The 16,865-nt window shown below is 61.4% G+C and carries 17 protein-coding genes; 12 read left to right on the top strand and 5 right to left on the bottom strand.

Going from position 1 to position 16,865, the window contains the following annotated elements; all coding sequences use genetic code 11:
* The first annotated feature begins 2 nt into the window (after positions 1-2).
* From H7C19_RS13405 to H7C19_RS13395, 3 genes are all read left to right on the top strand, one after another.
* Positions 3-1,859 (top strand): hypothetical protein, encoded by a 1,857-nt coding sequence (locus H7C19_RS13405; protein WP_185143159.1) that lies wholly within the window; start codon positions 3-5, stop codon positions 1,857-1,859.
* A gap of 266 nt (positions 1,860-2,125) precedes the next feature.
* Complete coding sequence (locus H7C19_RS13400; RefSeq protein WP_185143158.1) at positions 2,126-3,049, top strand: ABC transporter ATP-binding protein; 924 nt, start codon at positions 2,126-2,128, stop codon at positions 3,047-3,049.
* Positions 3,042-3,848 carry an ABC transporter permease gene (locus H7C19_RS13395; RefSeq protein WP_185143157.1) on the top strand — a complete coding sequence of 269 codons (807 nt, stop codon included), beginning with the start codon at positions 3,042-3,044 and terminating at the stop codon, positions 3,846-3,848. Before H7C19_RS13400 ends, H7C19_RS13395 begins: the two co-directional genes overlap by 8 nt.
* A gap of 404 nt (positions 3,849-4,252) precedes the next feature.
* Here the strand turns inward: H7C19_RS13395 and H7C19_RS13390 are convergent, their stop codons facing one another.
* Together H7C19_RS13390 and H7C19_RS13385 are read right to left on the bottom strand one after the other, a co-directional pair.
* Positions 4,253-4,678 carry a bactofilin family protein gene (locus tag H7C19_RS13390; protein WP_185143156.1) on the bottom strand — a complete coding sequence of 142 codons (426 nt, stop codon included), beginning with the start codon at positions 4,676-4,678 and terminating at the stop codon, positions 4,253-4,255.
* Positions 4,679-4,683: 5 nt separating this feature from the next.
* Positions 4,684-5,658 (bottom strand): peptidoglycan DD-metalloendopeptidase family protein, encoded by a 975-nt coding sequence (locus tag H7C19_RS13385; protein WP_185143155.1) that lies wholly within the window; start codon positions 5,656-5,658, stop codon positions 4,684-4,686.
* A 209-nt stretch (positions 5,659-5,867) separates the two neighbouring features.
* Here H7C19_RS13385 and cls point away from each other — a divergent pair, with 209 nt between their 5' ends.
* Positions 5,868-7,295 (top strand): cardiolipin synthase, encoded by a 1,428-nt coding sequence (cls, locus tag H7C19_RS13380; RefSeq protein ID WP_185143154.1) that lies wholly within the window; start codon positions 5,868-5,870, stop codon positions 7,293-7,295.
* Positions 7,296-7,392: 97 nt separating this feature from the next.
* On the opposite strand, the gene ligD is transcribed toward cls, so the two are convergent.
* Positions 7,393-8,289 carry a non-homologous end-joining DNA ligase gene (gene ligD / locus H7C19_RS13375; protein WP_185143153.1) on the bottom strand — a complete coding sequence of 299 codons (897 nt, stop codon included), beginning with the start codon at positions 8,287-8,289 and terminating at the stop codon, positions 7,393-7,395.
* Between the two features lie 92 nt (positions 8,290-8,381).
* Here ligD and H7C19_RS13370 point away from each other — a divergent pair, with 92 nt between their 5' ends.
* On the top strand, positions 8,382-9,332 hold the full coding sequence (locus H7C19_RS13370) for an ATP-dependent DNA ligase (protein ID WP_185143152.1): 951 nt from the start codon (positions 8,382-8,384) through the stop codon (positions 9,330-9,332).
* Between the two features lie 43 nt (positions 9,333-9,375).
* Here H7C19_RS13370 and H7C19_RS13365 read toward each other — a convergent pair whose 3' ends face one another.
* Positions 9,376-9,807 carry an Lrp/AsnC family transcriptional regulator gene (locus H7C19_RS13365; RefSeq protein WP_185143151.1) on the bottom strand — a complete coding sequence of 144 codons (432 nt, stop codon included), beginning with the start codon at positions 9,805-9,807 and terminating at the stop codon, positions 9,376-9,378.
* Between the two features lie 167 nt (positions 9,808-9,974).
* Here H7C19_RS13365 and H7C19_RS13360 point away from each other — a divergent pair, with 167 nt between their 5' ends.
* Both H7C19_RS13360 and H7C19_RS13355 read left to right on the top strand, forming a co-directional pair.
* A complete protein-coding gene (locus tag H7C19_RS13360) occupies positions 9,975-10,721 on the top strand; it encodes an MBL fold metallo-hydrolase (RefSeq protein ID WP_185143150.1) in 747 nt (248 codons plus the stop codon).
* 28 nt (positions 10,722-10,749) lie between these two features.
* On the top strand, positions 10,750-10,899 hold the full coding sequence (locus H7C19_RS13355; RefSeq protein ID WP_221469234.1) for a GNAT family N-acetyltransferase: 150 nt from the start codon (positions 10,750-10,752) through the stop codon (positions 10,897-10,899).
* On the opposite strand, the gene H7C19_RS13350 is transcribed toward H7C19_RS13355, so the two are convergent.
* Positions 10,894-12,054, bottom strand: coding sequence for an SGNH/GDSL hydrolase family protein (locus H7C19_RS13350; protein WP_185143149.1), 1,161 nt, complete (start codon positions 12,052-12,054; stop codon positions 10,894-10,896). The genes H7C19_RS13355 and H7C19_RS13350 overlap by 6 nt on opposite strands.
* A gap of 196 nt (positions 12,055-12,250) precedes the next feature.
* Between H7C19_RS13350 and H7C19_RS13345 the strand changes: the two genes are divergently transcribed.
* From H7C19_RS13345 to H7C19_RS13325, 5 genes are all read left to right on the top strand, one after another.
* A complete protein-coding gene (locus tag H7C19_RS13345; RefSeq protein ID WP_185143148.1) occupies positions 12,251-12,508 on the top strand; it encodes a DUF6199 family natural product biosynthesis protein in 258 nt (85 codons plus the stop codon).
* Between the two features lie 68 nt (positions 12,509-12,576).
* Entirely contained in the window at positions 12,577-13,224 is a 648-nt protein-coding gene (locus tag H7C19_RS13340; RefSeq protein WP_185143147.1) for a GntR family transcriptional regulator, read from the top strand.
* A gap of 345 nt (positions 13,225-13,569) precedes the next feature.
* Positions 13,570-14,571, top strand: coding sequence for a metallophosphoesterase family protein (locus H7C19_RS13335; RefSeq protein WP_185143146.1), 1,002 nt, complete (start codon positions 13,570-13,572; stop codon positions 14,569-14,571).
* Between the two features lie 3 nt (positions 14,572-14,574).
* Complete coding sequence (locus tag H7C19_RS13330) at positions 14,575-15,402, top strand: metallophosphoesterase family protein (RefSeq protein ID WP_185143145.1); 828 nt, start codon at positions 14,575-14,577, stop codon at positions 15,400-15,402.
* Positions 15,403-15,438: 36 nt separating this feature from the next.
* Positions 15,439-16,806: an ABC transporter substrate-binding protein gene (locus H7C19_RS13325; protein ID WP_185143144.1), complete on the top strand. Its 1,368-nt coding sequence runs from the start codon at positions 15,439-15,441 to the stop codon at positions 16,804-16,806.
* Positions 16,807-16,865: the final 59 nt, after the last annotated feature.

The raw sequence follows: 16,865 nt of genomic DNA, 5'->3' as shown, positions 1-16,865 counted from the left end.
CGGTGGCGGACGGAACCGTATCCATTAATGACGGAGGAATCACGAGCGCCAAAATCGCCGACGGCGCGATTGCCGACGCCAAGATCGCCAATGGCGCGGTCACCAACGCCAAGGTCGCCGACGGTGCGATTACGAACGCTAAGATCGCGGATGGCGCAATTACGAACGCTAAGATTGTGGACGGCCAGATTACGGAGGGTAAGCTTGCGAACGCTTCCGTCACGACAGCCAAGATCGGTGACGGTCACGTGACCGGGGCGAAGCTGGCCAAGGGGACCATCACGCAGGACAAACTCGCATTCGCCGTGCCGAGCGGCGGAGCGAGCGGCAATCCGGACAAGACGACCATCTATCTGCAGACGTATCTGGATGCGGGGCAAACGGTCGCCCAAGCATTCGCTTCCGCGAACGCGGCGATCCTGGCGGCGATCGAGACGACGCCGTCCAACGACAACCGCGTCGGGCGCGTTAAGCTGAAGCTGCCGGGAGGACGGCTCATCATTAACGATCCGAACGTCTTCCTGCAGTTACCGCCTACCCGGACATGCGGGCTCCTGATCGAAGGGGCGGGAGACTTCGCGACGGAGATCGTATTCCAGCCGGGCGCGGCCAATCAGGCTCTGATCACGAACACGGACAATTGGCTGTTTCTCACCTTTCGGGACATGAACTTCGTGGGCGACGTCTCCAAGGCTGCGGGGCTCACCTTCATGGACTCCTTTTCGTCCGGCGGCGCGCAGAATTACTTGTTCGAACGCGTGAACTGGACCGGAACCTGGAGGTACGGCCTGCATCTGACGGGCAGCAACGTCAACTCGGAGATGAGCTTTTTCCACTGCGGCATCTCGGGAACCTGGGAGACGTTCTTCTGGGCGGAGACGTCGGACCAATTCGTCAACTATAACTTCTACGCCTGCCAATTCGAGGTGTCGGAGGGCAACTTCTGCCGCTTCACCAAGGGCGGCAACGTCAACGTCTGGGGCGGCTCGCTCATTCACTCCGGGGCGAACGGGGGGACGTTTTTCCTCATGGAGGGAGGCGCGCATGCTTACAGCACGTGCCGGTTCCTCTGCCAGGGCACGCGGATCGAGCATCGGACGGACAAGAGCAAGATGATCGATTGCGCGTGGCCGAGCGGCTCGGTCAAGTTCGTGTCCGTCGACAACACCTCGACGACGGGACAGCGGGCCGCGAATTGGACATTCGCCCGCTTCGCGCCCGGCAACGACAACATGCCGGTCGTCAGCTTCGACGGCTGCATGTTGATGGGCAAAGCCGAATTCGTCTTCTCCACCAATACGTTCGACCATATGCACAACGCCGAGTTCGCCAACTGCGAGTTCAGCCAATACGCGAACGCGACCGACATGATCGTATATACCGGGACGGCGAACCCGGGCGGGCAGCCGGTCGTGCGGTTCCGCAATTGCCGGTACCAAGGCACGAACGCGGTCACGGCCATCTTCGACACCAACGTCGGCTCGTCCGTCGGGAACCGGGCGGCGATGGAGACGAGGAGCGTGTCCATCAAGACGGCGTCGGGCCAGCTTCCGGCACGGGGAGGCTACGAGGACTTCAACCTCCCGCTCAACGCGATCGTCACCCGCGTCGTGCTGTTCTCCCCCGCGGGAGCGGTGACCTCCGGCAACGCCGCGGACTTCAAGGTGCAGACCCGCGAGACGACGCCGCAGGTGTTGGCGTCCGTCCAGGCGACGCCCCATTCCGCAGGCTTCAAGTCGGATACGACGCTCTTCTACGTCTGCTCCTCCGACGCCAAACGGCAGTTCAGGCTCCTCAGCGGGGCGAGCGTCGATCAATTCAACGGGAAGGGCTACTGCATCGTGTACTACATGTCCTGACAAAGGATAGGCAGGCGGGTTGCCGCCTGCCTTGTTCACCATTTAGAATGTATAAGTTTCACTTCTCTAAAATGGTCTCCGATAAAAACGTCTCGCCCCTCTTCTGGGGACGGCGAAGTCGTTTTTACTTGTATGATCGAGGACAAGCTCTCTGACATAGCCTAAAGTTCTGCTAAAGACTAGCCTTAAGTTTGGGTACATTGTTAATGATGCTGGTATACTAGTACTGGTTACGGCATCCATCATTCGTTTTCGGAGGGGAGTTCATGTCTCAAGCACCTGTCGTACGGCTGCAAAACGTATCGAAGCGGATCGGCAGCCGCACGATCATCGACCGTCTCACCCTGGAGGTCAACCCGGGGGAGGTGTTCGGGTTCCTGGGGCCGAACGGCTCGGGCAAGACCACGACCATCCGCATGATGGTCGGATTGATCACGATGTCCGGCGGAGACATCTCCATCGCGGGACACAGCGTGAAGTCGGCGTTCCCCCAAGCGGTATCGCACGTCGGCGCGATCGTCGAGAATCCGGAGATGTACAAATTTCTGACAGGTTATCAGAACCTGGTTCACTTCGCGCGGATGAACCGGGGCATCACGAAGCAGCGCATCGACGAAGTCATCGAACTCGTCGGTCTGCAAGGGCGCATCCACGACAAAGTGAAGAAGTACTCGCTGGGCATGCGCCAGCGGCTGGGCGTCGCCCAAGCGATCCTGCACCGGCCGTCGCTGCTCATCCTCGACGAGCCGACGAACGGCTTGGATCCGGCGGGGATCCGGGAGCTGCGCGACTATCTGCGACGCTTGTCCCGGGAAGAGGGGACGGCGGTATTCGTCTCGAGTCACCTGCTGTCCGAGATGGAGCTGATGTGCGATCGGGTCGCCATCATTCAGAAGGGGCAGCTCATCGATATCCGCTCGCTTCGCGGCGAGACGGCGGAGACGTCCCAAGCGATGGAAGAAGTGCTGTTCGAGGTCGACCATCCGGACGCCGCGATCGGCGTGCTGGAAGGGCGCGGCGCGGCGAACGTCGTGGAAGGCGGCTTCACCGTCACCGCGGACCGCGAGACGATCGCGGATCTGAATCGCAGGCTTGTCATGGCGGGCGTTCGCGTCTACGCGATCCGCACGAAGATCAAGTCGCTGGAAGACCAATTCCTCGAAGTGACCGGGGGGGAGACCGTTGGCTAACTTTTGGAATCTCGTCCGGAACGAGAATATGAAGATCTACCGCCGCATCGCCACCTGGATCATGATGGGATTCGTCGTTCTGGTGCCGGTGCTCCTCACCGTCCTGTTCTCGATCTTCTCCCAAGGAGAGAAGCTGAACAACTGGGAGATGATGCTCCTGGAGTCGCAGATTCTGTTCCAGCTCATCACCATCTTCGCCGTCGTCAAGGCGGCCGAATCGGTGGCCGGGGAGTTCACGATGGGCACGATCAAGCTGCTGCTCATCCGACCTTGGAGCCGCTCTTCGATCCTGCTGTCCAAGTTTATCTCGGTCGTGCTGTTCGCGCTGTTCTTCTCGGTCGTCGGCTTCGCCGTCACTTGGCTCATCAACGTCGTCGTCTTCGGCTACGTATCCGATCCGGCAGGGCTCATCCCGCCGAATTCGCCGCTTACGGGTTCGTCTCCGTGGGCTTACGCGCTGATGTCGTATCTCGATCAGTTCATCGCGCTCGTCGTGGTCGTCACCTTCGGCTTCATGCTCTCCTCGGCGTTCCGCAGCAGCGGCCTGGCGATCGGTTTGTCGATCTTCTTGCTGCTGTCGGGCAGTATTGTATCGGGCTTGCTCGCGATAGCGGATAAACCTTGGGTCAAGTACGTGCTGTTCCCGCATCTCCGCTTGACCTCCTACTTGGACGGAGGGAGTCCGGTGCCGAACTATCCGACGACCTTCGCCTTCTCGCTCGGCGTGCTCGCCGTATACTTCATCATCTTCAACATCGTCTCGTGGACGGTATTCACGAAGCGCGACGTGGCGGGTTAAGCGGTAAGCAGGAGTACGGCGTCCTTCGGGACGCCGTATTTTTTTGGCGTTAGGGGCGAGCTGCACGGCGGGGGGAATCGAGTGCGGGCGGCGTCGATGCTTGATGCCGATGCAGGTTGCCGATGCCTGATGCCGACGTCTTATTTGGCGTTCAGGGGGGCGGTTGCGAGGAAATAAGGCGGGTTTTCCGTCTTATTCTCCCGGCATATCCGAAAGGAGATTGATAGTAACACAATGAGGGTTAAGCGGCATATTCATCTGCTTAACCCTCATTGCATTTTCAAGAGAAAAGAGAAGAGTTGCATATCCCCAAAAAACGGCTAGCTGAACCGCACCTGGATGCCTGGCCCTATTGTTGTAATCATTGCCATCACCAAGCCATTACCACATCCCCGCCGTTGTCGTCACCCGGCCTGCCGCGCCTTCTTATCCGCCTTGTCGCGCTCCGCCGCCGGGTCGACGGCAACGGCCGTCTTGGCCTCGCTGCGCTCCATGTGGCTGACGCCGTTCAGTTGGCCGCCCTCGTGGATGACGAGCACGCCCGCGGTCAAGTTGCCGTTCAACTGGCCGCCGGAGAGGATGGTCAGACGTCCCTTGGTCACCACGTCCCCGTACACTTTGCCCGCAATCGTCACGTCGCGGGCGGCGACGTTCGACCTCGCCACGCCGCTCGCGCCGACGACGACGTCTCCCCGGGTGTCGATCTCGCCTTTGAATACGCCTTCGATGCGGATGCCGGCCTGCGACTTGAGCGCGCCCTCCATCTCCGTGCCTGCGCCAATCAAGGTGTCGGTCGTGCTGGGCGACGGTTTCTTCTTCTTTTTGAACATGACAATTAATCCTCCTTCACCAGACGCAGATAAGGGAGAGGACTGACCGGCTCGCCTTGGACGACGACCTGGAAGTGAAGATGCGGTCCCGTGCTCCTCCCCGTGTTGCCGAGCTGCCCGATCAAGTCCCCGCGTTCTACCTTCTCGCCTTCCTTGACGCCGATCTTCCGCAAGTGCATATACCACGATTCGACGCCGTTCCGATGGGTAAGGATAATGTAGTTCCCCCGCTCGGAGTGAAAGCCGGTCTCCTTCACCGTGCCTTCGCCCGCCGCATAGACCGGGTCGCCGGTTTCGCCCGCGATATCGATGCCGGCATGGTAGGTTGACCGCCCGGTGAACGGGTCCGTGCGGTAGCCGAAGCCCGATGTCAGCCGGCGGGACACGGTCGGCCAGCCCGAAGGGACGGAGGCGGCTTCGAGCCGCTTTTCCTCGGCTTGCTGCATGGACGCCTCCATCGTCAGCGTCATCGTGTCGATCAGGGCGGACAGTTCCCCGAACTCGTCGGGCACCTGAGACGCCAGCAAGGACAAGCCGTCCATCGCCGCGCCGTCCGCATCGGATGCCAGACCTTCCGCGCTGGCTGCGGCATCCATCGGCAGCTTGGCGCTGCTCCCGTACTTGTCGATGAACGTCTTCAGTTTGTTCTCCAGCGCATGCAGCTGCTCGATCCGCGCTTGCGTCTTGGCCGCTTCGGACGTGAGCCGGTCCAGCTCCTTTTGCACCGCGGCGATCTCCTCCGTCTTCGATTCGACCGTCTGCTCCAGCGACTGCGACTCGCTCGCGAGGCTGGCCTCCAGCTCGTGAATGCGCTGCAGCGATTGCATCTCGGACCAGACGAAACATCCGGCAACGGTAAGTACGGCTGCGGCAGGCAGGGCGACAACCGTCTTGCGGGAAAACTGAAAGCGACTTACCGGCCGATCGGCCTCGCGGATCAGCAGGAGCGACCATCTGGATCTTCTCTTCAGCTTTGCCATCGTCTCTCCTTCCGGCCGGGGCCTTATGTATAGGTTGCGAGCGGAACGTCCTATTTGCTATTTATTCTTGAAAAGGTATGATCATACCAAAGGATTTTTGCGCAAGGTACCGGCCGCACGCCGGGGTATGCAAGGCGCGTTCCACGACCAAGCTAGTAGACGGGGGAAGAGACAGAACCCGGAAGGTCGATTCAAAAGGGGGATACCAGGTGTCGTGGTTGTTGCTCGCGCTGCTCGTGTTCGTCTTTCAGGCGGGCACCATTCTGGTGCTCGAATACCGCCGTCCGGCGAATGCGATGGCGTGGTTGTTCATTCTGTTTTTGTTCCCGATCGTCGGCTTCATTCTCTATTACTTCCTGGCGCACGAATACCGCAGACGGCAGAAGGTCAAACGCCGAGGCGGATGGGACGAGCAGCGCAGGGCGGAGATTCTGGAGAAGAGCCATATCGTCAATCAGGCTTCCGATCTGCCCAGCGAGGCGTTCACGCACCAGGACAGGCTGTTCCGCACGCTTCGCAAATCGGGGGCGGCGCCCATCACCGGCTGCAACAAGTCGCGGGTGCTGACGAACGCCAAGACCGCCTACGTGGCGATGATGGAAGCGATCCGCGGCGCGCAGCACCATATCCATTTCGCTTCTTATATTATCCGGGACGACGATACCGGCCGGATGTTCCGGCAGGCGCTCATCGAGAAGGCGAAGGCGGGCGTCCAGGTCCGCCTGCTGTACGACGGCATCGGCAGCTACAAGCTGAAGCCGAGCTACTTCGAGCCGTTGACCGAAGCGGGCGCGGAGTTCGCGTGCTTTTTCCCGCTGCGTCCGACGTTCATGAAGAAAAGAATGAACTATCGCAATCACCGCAAAATACTCGTGGTCGACGGGACCAAGGGGTTCGTGGGCGGCATCAATATCGGCGACGAATACCTGGGGAAGCATCCGCGCCTCGGATTCTGGCGGGATACCCATCTGGAGCTTGAAGGAGATTCGGTGTACGGCCTGCAGGAGGTCTTCCTCAAGGATTGGGAGCTGGCGAGCAACGAGCGTCCGAGCGATCCGCGCTTCCTGCCGATGCACGAATGCGCGGGGGACGAGCCGGTGCAGATCGTCGCCGGCGGTCCGAACCGGAGGGCCGACGCGATTCACGAGACGCTGTTCGCCTCGCTGGCGGCGGCGAACGAGCGCATCTGGATCACGACGCCGTACTTCATACCGAGCGCCGGCCTGGCGATGGCGCTGAAGACGGCCGCGCTGAGCGGGGTGGATGTGCGCTTGATCGTGCCGCTCATCCCGGATACGCACCTCGTGCATGCGGCTACGATGTCCTACGTGGACGAGATGATGAGCAGCGGCATCCGGTTCTGGCAGTACGAACGCGGCTTCATTCACGCCAAGGTGGTCATCGTGGACCATTTGCTGGCTTCGGTAGGCACGGCGAATATGGACTTGCGCAGCTTCTTCAGCAACTTCGAGACGAACGCCATTCTGTATCATCCGGATGCGATCGCGACGCTGGAGGAGGATTTCCTTCAGGACTTGAAGGACAGCAGGGAGCTGGAGCTGTCCACCTTCCGCAAGCGTCCGCGCAAACGCAAGGTGGCGGAGGCGCTCTGCCGCATGCTGTCGCCGCTGCTCTAGGCCCGGAGGGCGGCTTAGGTTAAGCTGCATCCCGTATACGGCAGCCGCCGTCAGGGCGGCATCCGTCTTCGGCGGCCCTGTCAGGGCGGCACGACGACTACAGCGTCTTGATCTGCCGCAGGACCGCTTCCAGGTTCTGCGGCTGCAGCTGCGCGATCAGGTCGCCCCGATCATTCACGCGCTGAACGATGTTCAGCAAGTGAAAGTCGGTCGGCTTCGGATTCCGGCCGATCTCCGCCCACGTGAGCGGAGTGGAGACCGGCGCGCCGGGCCTGGCGCGCGGCGTATACGGGGCTGCGAGCGTACGGCCCGGGTGATGCTGCAGATAATCGAGGTAGATCAGCGTGCCTCGCTCCTTCTTGAAGCGGGCGACCGTGAACAAGCCTGGATATTTGGCGGCCAGATATTCCGAGACGAACTTGCCGAACGACCGAAGTTGGTCATAGGTCGGACCTCGGACGATCGGCATGACGACCTGCACGCCCGTCGCCCCGGACGTCTTCGGCACAGCTTCGAGACCGAGCGAATGCAGCAGTTCGCCGACGGCGGCGGCCGCCTCCATGATCCGCGGCTCCTCTTCCAGCGACGGGTCGATGTCGAGAATCCACCGGTCCGGCAGCGGCTCGCCGATCCGCTCGCAGGACACGTGGAATTCCAGCGCGTACAAGCTGCCCATCCAGAGCAAGGCAGGCAAGGAATCGAGCACGACATACCGGATGCTTCCCTCCATCGCGGTCCGAACGTAGGACGGCGTCGGCTGGGGAGCGTTTTTCTGATAGAAGGAAGTGCCGCCTACGCCTTCGGGATGGCGAATCGTCGTTAAGTAGCGATTCTCGCAATGGGGCAGCATATAAGGAGCCAACTGCGCCAATGTCTGAACGTATTGGAGCTTCGTGATGCCTGCATCCGGCCAGAGCGGTTTCTCGGGATGGGAGACGGTCAGCTCCTGCTCTCCAAGCCGCAAGATGACGGGGGTTTGCGCCGCCGGCGCCATGTTCATTCCTCCTTGTAAGGTGCGTTGCGCGTTAATCGGCTTAGGTTTCCACTTTCTCGCGTTACCATTCGCAATACGGAGGAGGAGCCCGCATGGAGATGAGACCCGTGCACCCGTTCGAGCCGGTGACGGCCGACCGCTTGCCCGCCGGCGGAGCGTGGACCGCGCAGATCAAATGGGACGGCGTCCGCATGCTGACGTATTACGACGGCGTCCATACCCGGCTCGTCAACCGCCGCTTGAACGACCGCACCGCGCAGTATCCCGAGTTGACGCACGCGCCCGACTTCGTCGAGGCTTCTTCCGTCATTCTCGACGGGGAGTTCATCGCCTTCGACCGCGCGCGGCCTTCATTCCACGAGGTCATGCGCAGGGAGAGCCTGCGGAAAACCGACAGCATCCAGCGGGCGATCGACGCGGTCCCGGTAACTTATATGGTATTCGACGTGCTGTTCGCGAACGGAAGATGGACGGTGGACCTGCCCCTGCGGGAACGGCAAGCGCTCCTGGAGCAGGTGCTGCGTCCCCATGCCCAAGTGCAGGCGGTCGCGAATACGAGCGACCCCGAAGCGCTGTTCGACGTCATGCGCGCCCACCGGATGGAGGGCGTCGTCGCCAAGGATCTGAACAGCATCTACGCGATCGGGGGCAAGGATAAGCGTTGGCGGAAGAAAAAAGTGATCCGCGACTTGACGGCGGCGGTAGGCGGCGTGACGCTCCGCGACGGGACGGTGAACGCGCTGCTGCTGGGCTTATACGACGAGGCGGGGGATCTGCACTATATCGGTCATGCGGGGGCGGGCAAGCTAACATACGCCGATTACCGCGCTCTGACCGAGGCGCTCGCGGAGATGCGCACGGCGGCTCGCCCGTTCAAGAACCGGGTGGAGCGGGAGCGGGAAGCGGTGTGGATCCGGCCCGGCGAACGGGCCGTGAAGGTGAACTATCTCGAGTGGACCGAAGGCGGCACGCTGCGCCAGCCCGTCCTCCAAGCGTTCGTCGACGCGGCGTCCGCTGACTGCACGTTTCGCCAGCTGCAGTAACGGACGGGCGTCGGAGCGGTTGGCGGGCGGGGAGCAGCGCGGCTTACTTGATCCGGGCGGTCGACAGGCTGCAGCGGTAATTGCCGAAGCGGAGCAGGTCGTCGAGGAACCGGTTCAAGTCGGCGTGATCCTGCGTGCGCACCCGCAGCCAGTAGCAGCCCTCGCCGCTGACGCGCTGCGCTTCCTCGACCCGGTCGTCCTCGCGCAGGAAGCGCTGGAACGTCTGGTGGGAGGAAGTCGGATGCATGAACACCGTCACCAGCGCCAACTGGGCGGGGGCGCCCAATCGCTCCTCCCGGACGCGTACGGTGTAGCCTTCGATGATGCCGGCGTCCTCCAGCCGGCGCACGCGCGCGCCGACCGCTTGCCCGGTCAGGTGGACCAGCTGGCCGATCTCTTTGTGGGAGCGGGTGGCGTTCTCCCGCAGGCTGTTCAAGATGAGCAGGTCGATCTCGTCAGGCGCATATTCGATCATGGCGTTTATTCTCTCCCGAGCGCTCCATTCCGTTCTTTCGTTTCATGGTGAAAGCCGGAGCGGGCTTTTTCTTTCATCGGACGATTCCCGCGGGAGTCGTTTTTCTTGTACCATTGTATCAAAAGGTACACCGGCAATGAATACCGGCCCGAGAAGGAGAGTGCGTCATGAAATTGCGCCTGATTCGCAACGCCACGTTATGGATCGAATACGGAGGTCTTCGGATCGTCGTCGACCCCATGCTGTCGGACGCGGGAGCGAACCCGCCGATCCAGAACAGCCCGAACGCGCGGAACAATCCGCTCGTCCCGCTGCCGGTCCCGGCCGGCGAGCTGGCCGCTGCCGATCTTCTGATCGTGACGCATCGCCATCCGGACCATTGGGATGCCGCCGCCGCCGCGTTCTTCTCCCGCGACCTGCGGCTCCTCTGTCAGCCGGAAGACGAGGAAGCGCTGCGCGGCCAAGGCTTCGCGAACGCGACGCCGGTGCCGGATACGCTGACGGTGGACGGCGTTACGGCGACGCGTACCGGCGGACGGCACGGCACCGGCGCGATCGGGGAGCGGATGGGCCCCGTCTCGGGGTTCGTGCTGCGCGCAGCCGGAGAACCGACGTTATATATCGCGGGAGATACGATATGGTGCCCGGAGGTCGAAGCGGCCCTGGCGGCGCATCGTCCGGATTGGACCGTCGTCAATGCGGGCGGCGCCCGGTTCCTGGAGGGCGATCCGATCACGATGACGCCCGAGGACGTGATCGCCGTCAGCCGGACCGATCCGGCCATGCAAGTCGTCGCCGTCCACATGGAGGCGATCAATCACTGCCTCGTCACCCGGGACGACCTTCGCGCGGCGCTGATCGCGGCGGATCTCTCGGAACGGGTACGTCTTCCGAAGGACGGGGATTGGATATGAAAGCTTAGGCCGGCTGATGGAGGCCATCATGGCCCATCCCGATCTGCAGGGCCTGCGCCGGTTCCTCTTGGTCACTTCGGATGCTGCGGGCCTATATGCCAAGTTCGGTTTCGATCCGCTCGCGGACGCGCCGCATTGGATGCAGATCTATCAGGGAAGCTACCCCGAAGAATTATAGATTCATCGCTTCATCGGCGGACCGTTCATTCGGCTCCGCCTGTTCGCCGTTGCCGCTCACGATGATGCTCTTGATCTTCACCGTTCCGCTCGACGCTTCGATCTCGACCGTATGGGCGCCTTCGCTCAGCGTATGGGAGACGTACTTCTCCCAGTCGACCGGGAAGGGGCAATGATTCCCGAGCGTGGCCGCCAGCTTGCCGTCTACGTAGACCTTGAAGTCTCCGCCGTCCGGATCGGCCAGCGTTTCGATGCCGAGCAGGGGCCCGACGAAGGATTGCGCGATCGTATCTCCCGCCATCCCCGTCGCCAGTCCATGCTCGTCGACGTCGAAGCCGTTCGCCCGGGTCCAGTCGGACTGACGTCGGCCGGATGCGAATGCAGCGGCATCCGCGTACAGCGGGGAGGCCGGCAGCGGCCGAATCGCTTCCGGCATCCGGATTCGCGAGTCGATCGCTTCCGCAATCGCGTTGGCGTACAGCGCGTATCCGGCGCTATTCGGGTGCACGCCGTCCGCGGTCAAGGAAGCGTACGGGACGCCGGATGCCTTGAACGCCGTTCGCGTGTCGACCGGGAGCAGTCCGTAATAAGCGGAGATCTTCCGGATCCGTTCGGCATATTCCGGCAGGGACAGGCTGCTCTCGATCAGCGTGACGATCTCCGCATGGGGATAGTCGGACTTCAACCGCCGGACCAGCGCCTCATAGCTGGCGCCGAATGCCGAGACAGGCGTGCCCTGGTCGTTCTGTCCGAAGCAGAGGACGAACAGATCGGGATCTGAGTCTGCCGGAGCGGCGGTGATGTAATCGATCCACCCGCCCAAGGCGATTCCGCCGGGCGTCGTCAGGAGGCGGGAGAAGAACGCGGCCGTGTCGTACTTCTCGTTCAGTATCCCGCTTAACCGCGAGTACCAGACGTCGCCGGGCTTGTCGAGCTTTCCGTCGCTCTGGCCAATACTGTCGCCGATAATCTGATAACGCACCACTTCCCCGGCCCGCAGTTTCTCATATAGCGTCTTGGTTGCCGGAGCGGCGGAGGGGAGCGGCGCAGCCGCCGCCTTCGGCAGCGAGGAGCGCTCTTCTCTGGCCGCTGCTCCGAACAGATAAGCAAGGCAAAGACAAGCAACGATAATAGCGGAAACGTTCCAACGGTTCACGGACAACACCTCCAGAGACGATGGACGTCGTGCGGTTGTACGCAGGCGCTTACTCTATTTTTTCTTCGATGAAAGGGATGGCATATCCTCCCTATATTTGTTAATGTAAGGGGGATTAATTGGCACATTCCGATGCGCGGCAACATAGATAGATTAGAGATGGAATCGACGCAACCATCATTCGAGGGGGTGCGCCATGGCAACGACCCAATCCATGCATACCGCGGCTCTGATGCTGTCTCTGGCGCTCGTGTTCTGGACCGGATCGGCGATCTTCGTCGTCCTGCATCCGCGCGCGGTCTGGCGGCTCGTCCAGGGGCGGCGCTGGGAGACGAGCCGCGAGCCGGAATCGGACAATCTATGGCTGATTCGGATTCAAGGGATCTTCATGGGGGCGGCGGGTCTGCTCCTGCTCGTCGTCCCCCAGCTGCGCGAGTGGCTGCCGTTCGGATGACCGTTTGCTTTTCAAGCGGGCGCGATTTTGTTACGATGATTGCAAAAAGGTAAAGGAATCGTGCGCAGATGTCCACCCTATCACTGGAAACGACTGCTTACCGCGAAATTTGGAATCGGATCGTACGCGCGGACTATATGCCGGGGCGAATGCTGTCCGAGAACGAGCTGGCCGGCGAGCTCGGCATGAGCCGCACGCCGATTCGCGCCGCGATCTCGCAGCTGGAAGACGAAGGACTCGTGGAATCGTACAAAGGCCGGGGCGTTCTGGTCAAAGAGATTTCGTTTCACGACTTTAGCGAGATGCTGGAAGTCCTCGTCTCTCTCCAGCTGTTCGCGCTCGATACGGCCGCCAAGCGGAAGCTGAAGTTCGATCTGGACACCCTCGGCGAATGCTTGGGGCGCCAACTGGAAGCTTCGCGCAACGGAGACACGCTCGGCTATTACGACAATTCGCTGACCTTCATCGAGACGATCCTGCGAACGATCCGCAACGAGAACATGATCCGGATCGTCGAGCGGTTCCGGGGCAAGTTCACGTTCAAGATGGTCTCTTACCGCAAGCAGTTCCCGCAATTCAAGCCGCAGAAATCGATCGGGACGAACGAGCGGGTCTTCGGCGCGCTCCAGGAAGGCGACATCGAGCGAGCCAAGACGGTCCTCCTCGAGCATTACTCCGATACGTACGAACAGCTCGTGATGAACGGCGTGATTTAACTTCGAATACGGATAGACGAACTCCGGGAGCCTTCAGGCTGCCCGGTCTTCGTCATGTCCGCGGACCCGATCGGTCGCCCTGACAGGACGCACGCTGGCGGCTGCCGGAGATCCCCGACTTACGCTTGTACGAGCCGCTCGCGTTGCGGTGCCGTTTCTAAATTCGGGAATGTCAGGCTAAATACGAATGCGCCTTCGCAATGTTTACATACAATTAGTCCAGCGTTGACATTCTACTTACATACAACCTGCATACTACTTGTGTGAAGCCATTAACGAGCACTTAGCGCTCACTTCGTCGGACATCGGACAGGAATCGGCAGGCAAATCGAGAGGAGCGATCGAATGACCACTTTACCTATTGCGCGGAGCAACGCCATTTGGTTTGACGAGCGGAGATTCCAGACGGACAAGCGTCCCTGGTTCGGCGAATGGCCGAACGTCGGGGGCGGCGACTTCGCTTTCGCCGTCGTCGGCGACCGCTGCGGCATGGCGACGGCAGGCGTGTTCGAAGGCGCGCTCGCGCTGCTGGCGGACTTGAAGCCGGACTTCGTCATCTCCGTCGGCGATCTCATCGAAGGCTATTGGAGAGAAGCCGAGGACGCCAGAGCCGAGTGGGAGGACATCGACGCCAAGATCGCGGCTACCGGTCTTCCGTTCTTCCACACGGTCGGCAACCACGACTATGGCAACGATACGATGCGGGACGTGTGGCGCGAACGCAAAGGCTTCGAATATTACGGCTTCCGCCTAGGCGATATCCTGTTCGTCACCCTGAATACCGAAGATCCGCCGATGGAGCTGTCGGACGCATTCATCGATATCATCAAGCGGGCAACGGCGAACGTCCAGGGCGATCCGGCGAACGCGGATGCCCATATGCAGGCGTTTTTCCAGGACATCATGAGCCAATTGTCGCCTGAGCAGTTGAAGGACATGGCGAAGATCGACCTGGCCATCGGCGACGAGCAGCTGGACTTCATCGGACGCTTGCTCGAGGACAACCGCGACGCCAAGTGGACGTTCGTGAACATGCACAAACCGGGCTGGAAGTCCGACAATCATCCGCAATACGCCAGGCTTCTGGAGATGCTGGGAGACCGCCCTTATACGATGTTCGCCGGTCACCTTCATTCGATGGAGTATACGGCGAACGGTCATCAGCACCATATCCAGCTGGGACGGACCGGCGGACATGGACACGGCAACGGCCGGGGCGACGAGAACCTCATCCTGTGGGTGAGCGTACGCGCAGGCGTTCCCTCCTACCGCGTCATTCATCTGGACGGCACGGCCGACATTGCATCCTATCCCCCCAAGACGCACGCCCAACACGAGGAGGCTTAATCCATGGAACCGATCTTCTTTCTGCATCTCACCGATACCCACATTAACGTCCCCGGCAAAAATCCGTTGTTCCAGCTCGACATGACCGACAAGCTGCGCGCCGTATTCGCGGAAGCCGCCAAGCTCGCCCGCAAGCCTGCGTTCGTCATCATCAGCGGCGATCTGACCCAGGACGGGGACGTCGACGACTATCGTCATCTCCGTGCGGTGCTGGACGAAGAGCAAGCGAAGCTGGGCGTGCCGATCCACGTCTCGCTGGGCAACCACGATTCGCGCCCGGCGTTCCGCGAGGGCTTCCTCGGCGAGGCGCCGTCCGAACAAAGCTACTACTACAACGTCATGGAAGGCGATCTTCGCCTTGTGGTGCTGAACACGCAGGTGCCGGGAACGAACGACGGCCGATTGGACGCGGAGCAGCTGGCTTGGCTGAAGGACACGCTCGCCGTACCTGCCCCTGCCGGCACCGTCGTCGTGCTGCACCATCCCGTCGTCAAGACGCCGTCCGCATTGATGGACACCCATCTGCTGGACAACCCGGACGATCTGGCTGCCGCGATCGCGGGCTCCGACGTCATCGGCCTCTTGTCCGGCCATATTCACTTCAACAGCATCGGCCTGTTCCACGGCATCCCGAGCGCGGCCGGCACCGGCGTGGCATTCGGCCTGGATCCGACCTCGACGGACAGCATGAAGTTCATCGACAATAGCGGCTACAATCTCGTACTCGTGAAGGAAGGGCGCATGATCGTGACGCCGCAGGCGATGCCGGGCGACCAGCGCGTGGCGTTTGAGTGGAAGATCGATCCCGACAAGCTTCATGCGCACGCTTAAGAAGATAGATCCAAGAATCGAAAAGGGAGATGGCTCATGACACGCAAAACAGGTTGGACGGCAGCGCTATTGACGCTGACGATGATCGCGACGGCGGCTTGCGACAAGACGGCCGCGGAGACGAATGGGGAAGCTGCGGGCGCAGGCGGCGATGCGAGCGAGACGGGAACGGCGACGTCGGCGGCTTCTGCCTCCAGTTCCGGCGATAAGATCACGATTAAGCTGTACAGCTACAATCTCGCGACGGTCGGCCAGAAGGAAGGGACGCAGCAACTGATCGACGAATTCGAAGCCGCGCACCCGAACATTCACGTAGAAGGCATCCCGGTCGCGTCGACGGATATCAATGCGAAGGTGCAGGCCGACATCGCCGCGGGTTCTCCGCCGGACGTGGCGCAGCTCGTATTCGACGGACTCGACTACGCCGTGAACAACTTCGGCGCCAAGCCGCTGGAGGATATCGTGCCGGCGGACGAGCTGGCGAAGAACTTCGAAGGCTTCTCGCCGAACGGCCTGAAGCTCGGCCAATTGAACGGCAAGACGTACGGGCTGCCGTTCACCTTCAGCACGCCGGTCTTGTTCTACAATGCCAAGCTGTTCAAGGACGCGGGCCTGAACCCGGATCAAGGTCCGGCCACCTGGGCGGAATTGAAGCAGGACGGCTTGCAGATCAAGGAAAAGACGAAGGCGGCGGGCTTCCATATCACCGGCGCGGTCGGCGCGGATTGGATCGTGCAGTCGCTCATCGGCAGCAACGGCGGCCAGGTGCTGTCCGACGACCGCAAGACGCTTCGCTTCGGCGAGCCGGAAGCGGTGGGCGCCATTCAAATGTGGCAAGACCTCGTGCAGAGCGGCGCGCACGACAAGCTGAACGACACGGAGGCGTTCGAGGCGTTCACGCAAGGCAAGACCGCTATGGTGTTGACTTCGAGCGCGGTGCAGAACATGCTGCTCGGTGCGGCGAAGGCCGGGGGTTGGGAGCTGAAGGCGTCGGCGATGCCTTCCTTCGACGGCAAGCCGACGGCGCCGGTCAACTCCGGCAGCGCGCTGTTCATCCTGTCGGGCGACAAAGCCAAGCAACAAGCCGCTTGGGAATTCCTCAAGTTTGCGACCAGCGAGCGCGGCTATACGATCATCACCTCGAAGATCGGCTATCTGCCGCTGCGTCCGGCCATCGTCGACGATCCGCAATACTTGAAGGACTGGGTAGAGGCGAATCCGCTCGTGAAGCCGAACTTGGAACAGCTGTCGCGGCTGCAGCCTTGGGTCTCCTATCCGGGACCGAGCTGGTACCAAATCGAGACCACGCTGCTCGAAGCGGTGCAGAAGTCCATCGCGAGCGCGGGCGACATCACGCCGATCATGCAGGATGCGCAGAATCGCGCGCAGGCCTTGATGCCTTGATGGCTTAACGGCAACTGCAACGAACGGCAATCCCAATTACGCAGCGTTCGAAGACAGGA

It is taken from the genome of Cohnella nanjingensis (genome assembly GCF_014212125.1).
GTDB classification, from domain to species: domain Bacteria; phylum Bacillota; class Bacilli; order Paenibacillales; family Paenibacillaceae; genus Cohnella; species Cohnella nanjingensis.
Note: the sequence above shows the minus strand (reverse complement) of the source record. Positions and strands in the feature narration are given on the sequence as shown.